This is a genomic window from Flavilitoribacter nigricans DSM 23189 = NBRC 102662 (assembly GCF_002646595.1).
GTDB classification, from domain to species: domain Bacteria; phylum Bacteroidota; class Bacteroidia; order Chitinophagales; family Saprospiraceae; genus Flavilitoribacter; species Flavilitoribacter nigricans.
The window spans coordinates 1-12,869 of record NZ_PDUD01000085.1; the positions used below are offsets into that span (position 1 = coordinate 1).

The following is a 12,869-nucleotide window of genomic DNA, read 5'->3' on the forward strand; positions in this document are numbered from 1 at the left end:
TTCTTGGAATTTTAATTTTCTTGGATTACATTTGTAATCATAACGATGAATAATTACAATTAATCATAATTGCTAAGGTAATTAAAACAATAGTTAAATCATACGAATATGAAGAAAGGGCAAGCACTTGTTGATCTTTGGCAGTTAATGAAGCAAACTAGAGGAGCGGTAAATCGTGCCGCTAAGATTTCTGGAGTTTCTCCAAATTGGATCAGAACAATTGTACGTGACCAGCTTTATGAAAATGAAGGCATTGTTTCTGCTTGTGTTCAGGCTGTCAAGGAGATTAAGGCAGAGATGGTTGAAAAGGTCGAAGAAAAGCAAGATTACTACAGTAGGATGGAAGAATTAATCACTAAAGAATTGAACGATGAGCCTACTGCACCGTCAGCAAGATCTGAGCCAAAAAATTCAGCCCGAAGACATCCAGCCGCTACTGGATAGATTCGCCGAAAAGGGCTACCACATAAACGAGAGTAAGCTCCGCGACATTGCTCGGGACAACGCTTACTCAAACCACTGGAAAGACGTAATTTACGATCACCTACAATCCAAAGAAGCCGGTCCTCAACAAAGCACGAATAATCACTCTCCCAAATCGTCTGCGGAAGTAAGCCGGGGTACAACGTCACATACTGAGACTGAGAAAACTAAACAAACATCCAGTAAGCAGACTCGCCGCCGGAAAACGTAAATTTTTATTTAAACGCGATTCATGAAGATGGCAACTAATGAGACAGCCAGCTACTGGGAGGGGACTGTCTCGATCAAAGCATTACGAGATTATTTGAACCGAATTGGGATTGAGATTGTCCTGGAGGAATGGCTTGAAAAAGGCCCTGATGATCTGATCGAAGAAATTGACCGGCAAACACTAGGACGGAACGAGGCTTATGATCTCGTGATGGCGGCTTGCGATGAATGGGACTTCATCAAGTACGCTGGGCAAATCGATTCTATTTAACTACAAGAAATGAATTGACAAATGCAGCTGATCGGTAATGAAATTTATTTGAGTTTCGAGGATTTGGAAGACAGCGGAATAAGCCCAAACACTATTAAGCAGGGAGTACGTAGAGGCTTTAAAAACTGGCAATCCATCAAAGATCCCGCCGATCAGCGCCGCCTGCTCATCAAGTACGAAACGATGAGCACCAGGTACAAGGAAATGGTCCGTAAGCAATTTGGTGATCCCAGGTTGTATTTGATGGGCAAGGAACAAGAACAGGAGGAGGAAAAGACCTCCTCCAAAGCGCAGGAATTAATTGACATGATGGGTTATTGCCACCACGGTTTTTTCGTACGGCAGATGACTCCTGAGAAAGCCCGCGAGCACGCACGTGCTGCGGCCTGGATGGAGTTCCTTATCGATGTACGATTAAAGATCGATGCTCAGGCTTTGGGTTATGAGAGTAAGGCTGAGTTGTGGGGGATTGTGGTCGAGTGTTTGGAAAAAGAGAATCTTTCTTGTCTGCGGGCTAGGCACATCCGCAGTTTGCAGATGAAAGTTAAGCAGTACAAGAAGGACGGACCGGGCAGCCTCATCCACGGCCATCGGGGCAATCAGAATGCGACGAAGATCGAGACAGAAGAGCAGAAGGAATTTCTGATGGCACTGATGGCCGACCCACACAAAATTCCGACCGTGATGATCACCCGCTTGTACAACCGGGAAGCGCCTAAACGAGGCTGGGAACAGATCACTGCCAACACAGCGAGAAACTTCCTGAACCGGCCGGAGAATAAGATCGTATGGACGATGGGCCGGCACGGTAAAGATGTCTGGAAAAACAAGTACGAACCGACCATCCGCCGAAAGCGCCCGAGCGCCCCGGATGCGATGTGGATCTTCGATGGTTCGCCACTCGATCTGTACTACCGCAAAACGGTCAAAAAGTGGAACGAGAAAAAGGGCGAATGGCAGTACAAGGAGACCTACTACAACCGCATGGATATGATGCTGGTGATAGATGGTCACAGCTGGCGAATTGTTGGCGCTGCATTAAGCCCCACGGAGACCGCCACAGCGGTACGCGCAGCCATCAAAAGAGCGGTGCAGGAACGGATGGTGGTACCGGTGCAATTGCAGTACGATCAGGGCTCCGGAATCAAGGCCCAAAAGTGGATGTTCAAAAACATGGGCGTGGTCACTACACCCACCCGGCCATACAGTGGAAAATCGAAAGTGATCGAGCCTGTCATCGGTCACATTCAAAACATGATCTTGCGGTACTTTGACAACTGGGCCGGCATGAACGTACGGGCCAAGCGAAACGACTCTCAATTCAATCCGGATTTCCTCAAAGAAAACCGGGACAAACTGCCGGATTACAAAGAGCTGGTGCGGCAGTTTGAAGACGCCATCAACGTATGGAATAACCTGGCTACAAAGCACCGGGAATCGCCCAATGTGATGTACGCCAAAGAGAGCGTCGGCAAGTCGGTAGATGCGTTTGATTTTGTGACCATGTTTTGGCAAAAACGCAATACTACCTACCGCTATCGGACGGACGGGATCCAGCTGGAGGTAAACGGTGAAAAGCACCTGTTTAATGTCACTGATCCGGATATGTATCGCCTCCTGGTGGAGGATGATTTTGAGGTGGCTTTTGATCCGGATTGTCTGGACTTCGTCTACCTCTACCAGGACAACGAACCGGTGCGGGACGAGAACGGTGAACCGGTGATGGCAGTGGCTACTGAACTGCTACCGATGGCGGTCCACGACCTTGAAGAAGGTGACCGCACGAAAGTCAATAAACTACTCAAAGTACGTGACGACCTGGTGGATGATATCGAAGAGGTTACCGGAGACCTGAAACGCGTTACAGAGAGCAATCTGAAACTAGGTGTTCGAAGCGTGTTCAAAGAGGAATTGAATACTGCTGAAACGGAGTTCAAACGCTTCCGCCTAGATATCGATGAGGATGACGTGGACTGGGGTAGAATTCTGGAAAACGAATACGTGGGCAAATGAATATCAAAGTGAGCGCAGTGATGCGCAGGAAACTCAAGAAACTGGCGGAGCTGCTACCGCAACCCACCCACGAAATAGTGGATGGCGAGGTAGTGAAACGGGAGAGTTCGGAGGAGGTAAATCACTACTCTCTCATCCTGAAAACATTCAAGAATCATGGCCGGGCAGGCGTGGAGATGTACATCACCAATTTTCAGGAGGAATGGATGCAGGTCCGCGAATTTTTAACTCAATCTAAAAATGAGAACTGATGGACTGGAGATTTATCAAACCGGAGAAAGCGAGCAAAGGCACTGCTCAATTGAAATTGAGCAGCAGCGGCGGCAAAGGAGAAGAGGGCTACATACTGGTATCGAGTGCGGCAGTAGCTGCATTGGGTATCGATAAGAAAGGCCCGGTGAGTAAGCGGCAAGTGGGCTTTGCGATCCATCCCGAAACCAAAGCGATGTATATCGTAGGCGGCGTGAAAAAAGGTTTTACGCTTGGTGTTAACGGCCGGATCTGCGATGAGTCCCTTCGCCGGCGGATCTGCCTCCAGTGGTCACTGAACCACAAAGAGGATCACTATCTCGAAGTGGCCACCGACGAGGAGAAAATCGATGGTTGCAAAGCCATCCTATTGACTACAGGAAAATCTAACTAACCCATGACCAACGAGCACAAACAACGGATTCTGTCGGCGATCGAAGCTTACAAAGTCGACAAGAAATTGAGTCAAAACCAGATGGCTAATGTGATGGGCATCAGCAATGCCCAGGCATCATCGGTGTTCAATCCCGGCAAGTGGGATAATGTAAGCAACGAGTTGTGGCAGCGCCTGGAGAGCATGTTTGTAAAGCACGACTGGGTGGTGTACGAAACAGAGAATTTCCGGGCTATACAGAGTGTATGTGCCGACAGCCAGCAATTCAGCATGAACCATTGCATCTCGGAATATACCGGTGCCGGCAAAACCACTGCCCTGGAAAGCTACGCCAAACAGACACCGCACGCTTACTACGTGCTGTGCGATCAGATGATGACGCCGAAAGACCTGGCGCGGGAGATCCAGCGGGTGATGGGTATCAACGTAGACGGCAATGCACGCCTGATGGCCATCGCCATCGTCACTTACCTGGTGCAGCAGTCCCGGCCGGTGATCCTGATCGATGAGGCCGACAAGCTGAGCGACCGCTGCCTGATGATGCTCAAAATGATCTACGATCGGCTGGAGAACCGCTGCGGATTTGTGACTGCCGGCACCGAAGTACTGCGCGAACGCATCGAGAAATTTGCCCGCCGTAACAAACTCGGATACCGGGAGATCGAGCGCCGGTTCGCTAACTACAAAAGCCTGGTGAAGTTCGATCCACGTGAAAAGACCATTCAGGGAGAGATCCTGATGATGTGCAAAGATCAGGGCATCACTACGAAAGGCCAGATCACCCACATCCTAAAACATGCACGCCACTATGATGACGTGCGCAAGATGATTGTCAACTTCCAGCGCCTCAATGCCAAAACGGCCACGGCTGAGCTGGAGGAAGTAGCCGCATAATGAAAGACTGGAAGCGCATCATACTGAACGAAACCGGCATGAGTGCCGAAGACTTCACCGCCCTGGCCTGGGAGCAGGGAGTAGCTTTCCTGGAAATGATGGAAAGTGACGATCCTAAACTACTGGCCAGGCTCATGCGCTCCTCCCTGTACTGGAAATGGTGGAATAAGCAGATCGGCCTTTTGTGCATTAGCTGGATCAATAAGCTTGGCCTCGATCGCATCAGAGCCACCAGGAAGGCCCACAATCGTGATCATCTTCAAACGTACCTGGACATCTGCCGGGTACAGGATAACGGGATGGTCAGCTACTGCTACCTGGTAGAAGAACTCATCGGCACCGGAGGCAAACGGTAGGTAACGAGTAAATCAAAACCTACTACGGACATGAGTAAGCGAGAACACACGAAAGCCGAAAAGGCGGCTTTTGATTACCAGAAGGCTCAACTGGCCATCACGAACATCGAAGCGGAAAAGAAAGCGGCCATTGCCAAGATCGACGCCCAGTATGCTAAAGAGCTGGAGGCGGCACAATCAGCAGCCAAAGAGGCCGAGGAAACGCTGGAGCAATATGCCCGCAAGTACCGGAATGAAATATTCCTGAAAGATGAAAAGACCACAACGCTCGGGCCGATTTCGGTCAGTCTGAAGCTCAACAACCCGAGCATTGGTATCATCGGAGATCTGAAACCGGCAGCAGTAGTGGCCAAGCTGAAGAAGTACCTGCCGGCTTACGTACGCGTATCCGAATCGATGGATAAGCGCAAGTTGCTGAGCGATCAGGAGAAGATCACGAAAGAAATGAAAAAGTGCGGCCTGGAGGTCGTACAGGAAGAGCGATTCGAGATTAAACTGTAATTCCAAATCCTTTCACGTTACGGGCCGCCCTCGCCCCCCGGGGCGGTACTTTAAAACGGGATCATGCAACTAGGAAATCAATACATCATCCAGATCCGTACCCTGCTCACCAAGTTGGGTATTGATGAAGAGACGAAAGAAACGATGGTACTGGAGGCCACCGGCGGGCGCACGTATAGCATTCGGCAGATGCGCACCATCGAGGCGATCCAGATAATCCGCTCCCTGCAGGGCAAAGCGGACGACTACCAGGTGGACGAGGCAAAGCAACGGATGAAGCGGCAGATCCTGGCGCTGTGCCACGAGATGGGCTGGGAGCATGATAACGGGAAAGTGGACATGGACCGGGTGAACCGCTGGTGTCAAAACCGAGGCTACATCAAAAAGCCGTTCGACGAATTCACCAAAGCCGAGTTACCCAAGCTGGTAGCCCAGTTTAAAGCCATGCACAAAATCTATCTACAGAATGCGTAGACGCCAATACCAAATTGGAGCACCCGGCCAGACCGAATATGTACTGGCCACCTATGAAGACGGAGAACTGCACGCCCTGGAAGGGATTCACAGACTAGGCAAACTTTGGGAGGATGTGTGTATCAATGCGCCGATCCCGCTGCTGGAAAAAGACATTCCAACCAAGGTAAAAGCCTACGACGGCATGGTGACCATCGAGCCGATCAAGGGCAGTAGCACCGGGGAAAAGATCGCGATGTTTTGTGCCGCATATCAGAAGTATACCGGCGTAAAATACCGAAAAGGGTACGGGGATCCCAAGCTGATTGCCGGCATCGATATCACTCCGGAGCTGCTGGATCTCTACTTCAAAAACACCGAATGGTGGGGCAAACAGCCAAAGCACATACGCAATCTGGTGAAGAACTACAATGCGCTTCTCCAGTTGCAGGCACAACCAACTAAAAAGGCGAAAGCCATCGAGTTCCCAGATGAATGGGACAAGAGTTACGAATCAAAATTAAAGGGCGCCCAGCTCAGTGCATACTGGAAACACCTGCGCGAACGGGGCCTGAAACCTCAAAAAGATGCCATGGGAAACACTATAAAATGGATCAAGGTAAGCGCGGCAATAGCCCTGGTAATGATCCTGCTGGCCAGCTGCATGACGCCCAAACGGGTACAAAATTACCTGGCTAAAAACCCGCAACTACTGCCGGCACCCGAGGTAGACACCGTGATCGAAACCTTCACGCTCACCGAGCTGGATACGATCTATCTACCCGAAAAGCAGACCACAACCGAATGGGAATGGACCTGGGGTGATGCTACCGATCAGGACAGCATCTGGCACGAAGGATCGGTGTTCGACCTGGTCGAAACTCAGATCGAGGCTAAGGATATCCTGGAGATAACGGAGACTGGCCACCAGCGGAAGACCAGGTTCAAAGTGGTCACTACTGTAAAGCGTGACACCCTCTACCTGCCGGATACGATTCTGGTAGACAAGCCGGTGATCAAGACCCGAACAGTGCTCGTAAAGCCACGCAGCTGGACGGCATATATTCCCTGGGGTCTGGCGGTGCTGGTACTTATTGCACTACTATGGCGGAAAAGGTAAACGTCAAGCTGAAACATTCGCAGCTACAAGCCCTGGGCGGTTTCCTACAGTACGCGATCACACAGCTCGACGAGGATAGCAACTGGCACAAACTACTGGGATTTACGCTAATGGGCATCATGAAAAAGAAACTGGTCACAGCAATAGCGTTCCCCAAGCCCGAGACCAGGATGTCATTCAAGCAGGAGGAGGCACTGGCTATAATGATAGCCTCTGAGATAGTAGATCTCCTGGAATTGGACAGCTACACCGCAGCAGTGATGATTGATCTTTCAAACCAATTGAAATGATATGAACGCGGCCGAGGCAAACAAACTTTTGAGATACTACCGGATACAGCAACTCTACAAGTATATGCAGAGTTACCAGCTGTCTCATGAGTTCATTGCTTCTACGCTGTCGGGCCATTTTACGGTAGGAGAGCCGGTGATCCACCTGGCGCTGCGGCATGAGGTCATCAAATTGAACTACGAGCACCTGGATCTGGACTTTAAGTGGGCAGATCTGCTGATCAAAAAGGTACAGAGCCGGGAATACCGGCAGCGTAAGGAGCAAAAACGGAAATCAAAAACACAACCAGAATTATTTAGCGAATGAGATTCTTAGATTTAGATAATGCGGTTAACCTGGGCGGGCACCGATTGAGTGTGGATGATCTGCAGTACCTGCAGGATGGCATTTTTGATGTGGTCAGTGCCATGGCCCGGATAATCGGTAGCGGAGATACCGCTGCGATCCTTTCCGATCTGACCATCACCGACAACGGTACCACCTTCAATGTAGAAAAGCCGGCAGCGGTATACTACCAGGGCAAAGTGTGGTTAGTAGCAACGGCCTCCAACCAGGTGAAGGGTTCCGGCGGAGAATATAAGTTTCAGCTGGTGACCGAGCTGGGCGCTAACGATCCGGTGACGTATGGCTCCGGAGCACAATTCAACGTTCACAAGAACCAGTACATGCGGGTGGTATTTACCAACCTAACCGGCTCGGATTACGTTGCCTTCAGTGCTTTCACCGGCTCCGCCTGGAACGCCTACACTCCGGTTACTATCTCGGATATCACCTATGCAGGGCCGGGTGAGTCGCTGAGTTGCCGGTACCGGGTGCAGGGGAAGACGATGTTCTTGAGCATCAACTTTACTGGGCAGTTTACGAATGCCAGTGTGCCCAGCCTTAGCCTGCCATTTAACCATAAGTTCAAAAACAATGGTGGTAAACTATTGGTAGGTACCACACCGGTAGGTGCAGATGGGGCAGAGGGTATCGTACGAGCTGCCTGGAATGCCAACACGAATGAGATCCGGTTCGGTAACAGTACCGGCTCCGGGCTCCTGGTGGGAGCGGTGGACATACGAGACACCTTGATCTTTGAGATCGCCTAAAGACGCAAACGCCCTACGCCAGGTGCAGACCGGATATCCCCCCGGTCCGGGCGATAGAAGCCATTGATGATCAGCATCTGTGGTCTTGGGTCTACGATCCGTAAGAGTCGGATGGCAGCTAATACCACCACTACCACCACCACCACTACCATACACGTGGAGGAAAGGCCCCGAAAAGCCGGGGTAGGCCCATACGGGCCAGGCGGGGACTTGGGCAAGTAATTGCATAGAGGGTTCGAACCCCTCCCTCGCCACTCATGGGGTTATATATTTTGTTAGTAGTTAGCGCCCTCCGGAAAAGACTGGAGGGAAAGCTGGAGAGTAGCTCAGTGGTTAGAGCGGGAATGTGTTCCGTCCGACACACGCCACTCCTGAGCCTGAGAATTCAGGATTGGAAAACGTGTAGCCAGTACTCAACTTGGCGGCGATAGGTTCGAATCCTATCCTCTCCACATTTATCCTGCTGTTTTTTGTTTGTAGTATCCCCCTCCGGAGAAGTCCGGAGGGGAGCTTTAGCAGCAGATTTGAGAGATGTTTTCATTTGGTTTTTAGGGTGAAGCCGGTAGCTCAATACAGTTGCCGGCATTTTAAAGACAACTTCTACAACGGTAGATTGATCATGAGGCCCGGGAAGTGACACCCCCGGGAGCCAAAGTCTGGTAAATCTGCGGAGATCAGTGGAGAATCGATACCCTGCTATGAACAGCACTAGCAATGATCAAGGGTATAGCCAGCCGGTTCGACTCCGGCCGCAGGTTCGGTTAGTTAATAGGGTTTTAGGTGTTTTCATGCCGGTAGTTCCGGAGGAGCTACCGGCCTTTTGAAAGAGCTGGAGAGGCTATTTGATTGGGATTTAATCATCATTCAAATAGCAACTATGAGAACGCAAACAGTAGTAAAATGGGCATTCATTTGCCTCCTGCTCTTATCACAATCCTCCTGTATATCCGGTAAATATCTCGGCATTATCGATCGAAAGATGCGTTGTGGCGGCTTTGGTGTCGGCCACAAGCACCACCCTCGTAATGCCCATCCGGAAGGGAGATCCTACTCCCTGGAAGAATACAGAGCGATGCAGATGATGAGAGCCAAACGATCTAATCCGGTATTAGTATCGGATGAAAAGCAAGAGTATTAGTAAGTGGATATTCAGTGCCGGTGGCTTTAAACCTTGTGCTGCCGGCACCTTTCAAAAAAACAGATCAATGAAAGACAAGCAGGTTATCGAAGAATTAAGGGGCATCGAAAAGCAGATTGCAGATCTGCGCTTTCGGCTCAGCGACAATAAACAGCGCTACCTCGGCCGCCTGGCGGAGATCATCTGTGAGGTATTCAATATCACTGAGGAGCAGCTGACCGGCCCGGAGCGTAATCCGGAGTACACCGATGCCCGCTTTGCTTTCTCTTTCTTTGCCCGCAAACACTTTACCTGGAAGGAGATCGGCGAGGCCCTGGGAGATCGGGACCACAGTACCGCAAAGTATCAACACACGCGTTATCTGGAGCTTCATGGCACCGATCTGGTGTTCACTCAAAAGGCTGACCAGGTACAAGCAAAAATCACAGAATATGAATACGAGTAAACTTAAACTGCCGATCGGCATCATCGTCGCCTGTATCAGCCTGGTCATTATTGCCGGCATTGCCAATGGAGTAATGGATACGCTCCAGTTTCACTACGGCAAAAGTGTATTCCCCCAGGGGCCGGAAGAAACTTTCCTGGGTGGATCGCATCAGTTCTGGCATCCGGATCTCAGCTGGAGGAACAAATACCAGGATGGAGATCCGGATAAAGGTCCGGCCTTTTTCCTCAGCACCACTGCCCTGGTTTTTCTTACCGACGGCTGGCACCTTTTTCAATTCATTATGCTCAGCGCTTTCCAGCTGGCTATCATCATACCTTTTGTGCACTTCCTGCGCCTGCCCTGGTGGATCGGCCTGGTGGGCCTCATCCCGGCCAAGGTATTCTTTGGCATCGGCTTCGCCCTGATGTACTCCTGGGTACTGATAGAACAGCGGGAAAACCCTGATCAAACAACAATCAAACAGTAGAAAAATGGAACGCAAAATTATTCCCCTTTTCCCTAAATGGTGGCCCTGGGTGGCCCTGGCATTCGTTCACTGGATCTTTGTGCGCAAAGGCCACACCCTCAGCAAACAGCAGCTCCAGCACGAGCGCATTCACCTGCAGCAGCAGGCAGACCTCTGGTACGTGGGTTTCTTTCTGATCTATATCCTGGAGTTTCTCCTGCGGCTTTTCTGCAATGATCTCAACTGGATGCGCGCTTACCGCCGCATCAGCTTCGAACAGGAAGCCTATGCCCTGGAAAACATCGTATGGGAAGAGCTGGAGACTTTTCGGCACGATAACTACTGGCTGGCCTTTCTGCGGCACGATCTCAGCTTTTACCTGCGTACCCAGTGGTGGCCCTATGCCGGCATGCTGTTGTTGCTGGTGTACATCAGCCTTGATCAGTTTTCCCGGCACAGCCGGCCGGATCCGCAGGTGGCCACGCTTATTTCCAAGATGAATGAACCTGTAGTAGCGGATACCGTCGATTTGCTCCAGCTCCACGAAGCATACGAAATGAATGAGCTACGCGCCAACAAAGAATATGCTGGCCGTCAGATCTTCGTGTGGGGCCTGGTGGACCGAGTAAGCCAGACGGTTGACCAGCAGGGCCTGGTGGAACTGATCAACGATCGCGCCCGCGCCTATGCCTATTTCCCTCCGGAAGAAAAAGCCCGGCTCATCGAGCTGGAAAAGTATAAACCCATCGGCGTCACCTGCCGGTGCGATGGCCGCCTGCTGTGGGTAGTACAGTTGAAAGACTGCCGCATCACGGCCTGGTAAAGTACCATTGTTTGTAATTTTTACGGTTTTGGCTCCCCCGTACCTGGTGCGGGGGACTTTTAAAAAGGCAGATCCATGGCAACCAAGACACTCACCAAAGCACAGTGGAAACAGTTTGAGGGCGAAATCTGGAAGTATAAAAGCCCAGCGTTACTGATTGATGATCATATAATCAGCGTGAGATTTATCATTGATAAAAAGGCTATGAGAGTACTTTATGAGGTATTCATTGATGGTGAGATAAAAGGTGAATGGATAGGTGATGAGAATGAACTGGCGAAAAAGTATTGGTTCGCAAGATCTCGCAATCCATTTTTATCGATGGCTAGGGAGAGAGAAAAAATGTTGGGTAAGCGATTGAGTAAGAAGATCGGTATGAGCGTAGAGGATGCCAAAAGCCAAGCTATCATTATTTACCAGCCCTGGTTTAGTTCTTTTAAAACCATGAAATCTACCTGGGAACGCAACAACGACAGCATCGAATTATATCACGAAAATAAAGAATCATGAAGACACTTCACTTTCAAGGCAACGGTCAGGATGTGATCGAAATGACCATCGATAAAGACAACCGAATTATCGATAGTAATCGCATGAAACACATGTACCAAGGTTACCACGTGGAGCCGGACAGTGTTCGCGTGGGCTCCCAGCTCCGCATCATTGGCCGGGGCTACTTCCGCCATCCGATCGAAAAGATCGAGCAGATCGAAGATCCGGTGGTGATTACTGAGCATAATGAAGATATTCAGATATGAGTAGATGCGACTTCAAAAAAATGCTCAAAGACTGGTATGCAGTACTTCTGGTACTAGGTATAGCTCTTTTTGCCACCTATGCAGCCTGGTCAAGTTACTCAGCAGATCGCAAGATTGTAGACTGGCATTTGCTTTATTTTGCTGGAGCCTGGGTGGTCTTCATTGTATTCATCCAGACTAATTATTGCCAGCATAGCGACAAGCTGAAAAATATTGAAGATCACTTAATTGATTAAAAGCCATGCCATCACTTAATGGATTCATATATCAAGGGACCAAATCACTCGTGAAGCACAGCGAAGGCTATGGGAAATACTTCTACCATATTCGCTTACAAGGCAAGATCACTACTATTTGCGCCTCCAAAGCTATCTATCCCAATAAGGAATCTGCTGAGGCTGCCGCTGTGCGAAAGATCAATTCGGGTGAACTAGATGACGCCAAAAACACAAATTGACCATGAATAAAAATATCACCCGCCAAGACGCCATCAAAGAGATGAGCGTGGAAAACGGCTACCGGCCTAAAGTATGGCGCAAGGCTTCTGATAAGCCTATTCGTTTCCTTTCTCTGGAGCATCAGCGACGCTACGAGATCACGATGCTCCTTGAGCAGATGCTGAACACTATGACTGATCGGGAGTTTGAGGATCTAAAGAAACGGGTCGAATTGAATGAGCAGGCTAAGGATGCTCAGGGGAATCTCTTTAAATAAAATGTAGTCGAAACTCATACGTTTGAGCAAACTGTTTTTCGTAACAGTTTTCCGAACTAATTAGCTGGAATATAATGGTTACCAGATTTTTATGATGAAAATGGACGTTTTATGAGACTAGCTTGGTTTAGCGCGGGAATTACTTCGACGGTGGCGTGTAAGCTAGCCTTAGAGCAATTCGATGACGTACAGATATATTACATCGAAACCGGCGCAC

The 12,869-nt window shown here is 49.8% G+C and carries 21 protein-coding genes and 1 tRNA gene; all 22 read left to right on the plus strand.

Annotation, left to right across the window (positions count from 1 at the left end; translation table 11 throughout):
- The first annotated feature begins 108 nt into the window (after nucleotides 1–108).
- The 22 genes from CRP01_RS41020 to CRP01_RS41120 all read left to right on the plus strand — a co-directional run bounded on the left by CRP01_RS41020 (nucleotide 109) and on the right by CRP01_RS41120 (nucleotide 12,652).
- A complete protein-coding gene (locus CRP01_RS41020; protein WP_099155922.1) occupies nucleotides 109–444 on the plus strand; it encodes a hypothetical protein in 336 nt (111 codons plus the stop codon).
- A 271-nt stretch (nucleotides 445–715) separates the two neighbouring features.
- Nucleotides 716–964, plus strand: a complete 249-nt coding sequence (locus CRP01_RS41025) for a hypothetical protein (RefSeq protein ID WP_099155923.1) — start codon at nucleotides 716–718, stop codon at nucleotides 962–964.
- A 21-nt stretch (nucleotides 965–985) separates the two neighbouring features.
- Nucleotides 986–2,977: an integrase catalytic domain-containing protein gene (locus CRP01_RS41030; RefSeq protein ID WP_099155924.1), complete on the plus strand. Its 1,992-nt coding sequence runs from the start codon at nucleotides 986–988 to the stop codon at nucleotides 2,975–2,977.
- Nucleotides 2,974–3,228, plus strand: coding sequence for a hypothetical protein (locus CRP01_RS41035; RefSeq protein ID WP_099155925.1), 255 nt, complete (start codon nucleotides 2,974–2,976; stop codon nucleotides 3,226–3,228). The genes CRP01_RS41030 and CRP01_RS41035 overlap by 4 nt, the downstream gene beginning before the upstream one ends.
- Nucleotides 3,228–3,620 carry a hypothetical protein gene (locus CRP01_RS41040; protein WP_099155926.1) on the plus strand — a complete coding sequence of 131 codons (393 nt, stop codon included), beginning with the start codon at nucleotides 3,228–3,230 and terminating at the stop codon, nucleotides 3,618–3,620. Before CRP01_RS41035 ends, CRP01_RS41040 begins: the two co-directional genes overlap by 1 nt.
- A 3-nt stretch (nucleotides 3,621–3,623) precedes the next feature.
- Entirely contained in the window at nucleotides 3,624–4,514 is an 891-nt protein-coding gene (locus tag CRP01_RS41045) for an ATP-binding protein (RefSeq protein ID WP_099155927.1), read from the plus strand.
- The gene (locus CRP01_RS41050) at nucleotides 4,514–4,870 is read left to right on the plus strand and encodes a hypothetical protein (protein WP_099155928.1); all 357 of its coding nucleotides are present in this window, start codon (nucleotides 4,514–4,516) and stop codon (nucleotides 4,868–4,870) included. The genes CRP01_RS41045 and CRP01_RS41050 overlap by 1 nt, the downstream gene beginning before the upstream one ends.
- A gap of 30 nt (nucleotides 4,871–4,900) precedes the next feature.
- Nucleotides 4,901–5,371: a host-nuclease inhibitor Gam family protein gene (locus tag CRP01_RS41055; RefSeq protein WP_099155929.1), complete on the plus strand. Its 471-nt coding sequence runs from the start codon at nucleotides 4,901–4,903 to the stop codon at nucleotides 5,369–5,371.
- Nucleotides 5,372–5,434: 63 nt separating this feature from the next.
- Nucleotides 5,435–5,845 (plus strand): hypothetical protein, encoded by a 411-nt coding sequence (locus CRP01_RS41060; RefSeq protein WP_099155930.1) that lies wholly within the window; start codon nucleotides 5,435–5,437, stop codon nucleotides 5,843–5,845.
- Nucleotides 5,838–6,944, plus strand: coding sequence for a hypothetical protein (locus tag CRP01_RS41065; protein WP_099155931.1), 1,107 nt, complete (start codon nucleotides 5,838–5,840; stop codon nucleotides 6,942–6,944). The genes CRP01_RS41060 and CRP01_RS41065 overlap by 8 nt, the downstream gene beginning before the upstream one ends.
- Entirely contained in the window at nucleotides 6,929–7,234 is a 306-nt protein-coding gene (locus CRP01_RS41070) for a hypothetical protein (RefSeq protein WP_099155932.1), read from the plus strand. The genes CRP01_RS41065 and CRP01_RS41070 overlap by 16 nt, the downstream gene beginning before the upstream one ends.
- Before the next feature lies 1 nt (nucleotide 7,235).
- The gene (locus CRP01_RS41075) at nucleotides 7,236–7,541 is read left to right on the plus strand and encodes a hypothetical protein (protein WP_099155933.1); all 306 of its coding nucleotides are present in this window, start codon (nucleotides 7,236–7,238) and stop codon (nucleotides 7,539–7,541) included.
- Nucleotides 7,538–8,326, plus strand: a complete 789-nt coding sequence (locus CRP01_RS41080; RefSeq protein WP_099155934.1) for a hypothetical protein — start codon at nucleotides 7,538–7,540, stop codon at nucleotides 8,324–8,326. Before CRP01_RS41075 ends, CRP01_RS41080 begins: the two co-directional genes overlap by 4 nt.
- Before the next feature lie 316 nt (nucleotides 8,327–8,642).
- Nucleotides 8,643–8,778: transfer RNA gene (locus tag CRP01_RS42655), tRNA-OTHER, on the plus strand.
- A gap of 425 nt (nucleotides 8,779–9,203) precedes the next feature.
- Nucleotides 9,204–9,464, plus strand: a complete 261-nt coding sequence (locus CRP01_RS42090; RefSeq protein WP_143473767.1) for a hypothetical protein — start codon at nucleotides 9,204–9,206, stop codon at nucleotides 9,462–9,464.
- A 67-nt stretch (nucleotides 9,465–9,531) separates the two neighbouring features.
- The gene (locus CRP01_RS41085) at nucleotides 9,532–9,909 is read left to right on the plus strand and encodes a helix-turn-helix domain-containing protein (RefSeq protein ID WP_170110761.1); all 378 of its coding nucleotides are present in this window, start codon (nucleotides 9,532–9,534) and stop codon (nucleotides 9,907–9,909) included.
- The gene (locus CRP01_RS41090; RefSeq protein WP_099155936.1) at nucleotides 9,896–10,378 is read left to right on the plus strand and encodes a hypothetical protein; all 483 of its coding nucleotides are present in this window, start codon (nucleotides 9,896–9,898) and stop codon (nucleotides 10,376–10,378) included. The genes CRP01_RS41085 and CRP01_RS41090 overlap by 14 nt, the downstream gene beginning before the upstream one ends.
- A 4-nt stretch (nucleotides 10,379–10,382) precedes the next feature.
- On the plus strand, nucleotides 10,383–11,180 hold the full coding sequence (locus CRP01_RS41095) for an OB-fold protein (protein ID WP_099155937.1): 798 nt from the start codon (nucleotides 10,383–10,385) through the stop codon (nucleotides 11,178–11,180).
- 75 nt (nucleotides 11,181–11,255) lie between these two features.
- On the plus strand, nucleotides 11,256–11,690 hold the full coding sequence (locus tag CRP01_RS41100; protein WP_099155938.1) for a hypothetical protein: 435 nt from the start codon (nucleotides 11,256–11,258) through the stop codon (nucleotides 11,688–11,690).
- Nucleotides 11,687–11,938, plus strand: a complete 252-nt coding sequence (locus CRP01_RS41105) for a hypothetical protein (protein ID WP_099155939.1) — start codon at nucleotides 11,687–11,689, stop codon at nucleotides 11,936–11,938. The genes CRP01_RS41100 and CRP01_RS41105 overlap by 4 nt, the downstream gene beginning before the upstream one ends.
- A gap of 20 nt (nucleotides 11,939–11,958) precedes the next feature.
- Nucleotides 11,959–12,174: a hypothetical protein gene (locus tag CRP01_RS41110; RefSeq protein ID WP_099155940.1), complete on the plus strand. Its 216-nt coding sequence runs from the start codon at nucleotides 11,959–11,961 to the stop codon at nucleotides 12,172–12,174.
- Nucleotides 12,175–12,397: 223 nt separating this feature from the next.
- Nucleotides 12,398–12,652, plus strand: a complete 255-nt coding sequence (locus CRP01_RS41120) for a hypothetical protein (protein ID WP_099155942.1) — start codon at nucleotides 12,398–12,400, stop codon at nucleotides 12,650–12,652.
- Nucleotides 12,653–12,869: the final 217 nt, after the last annotated feature.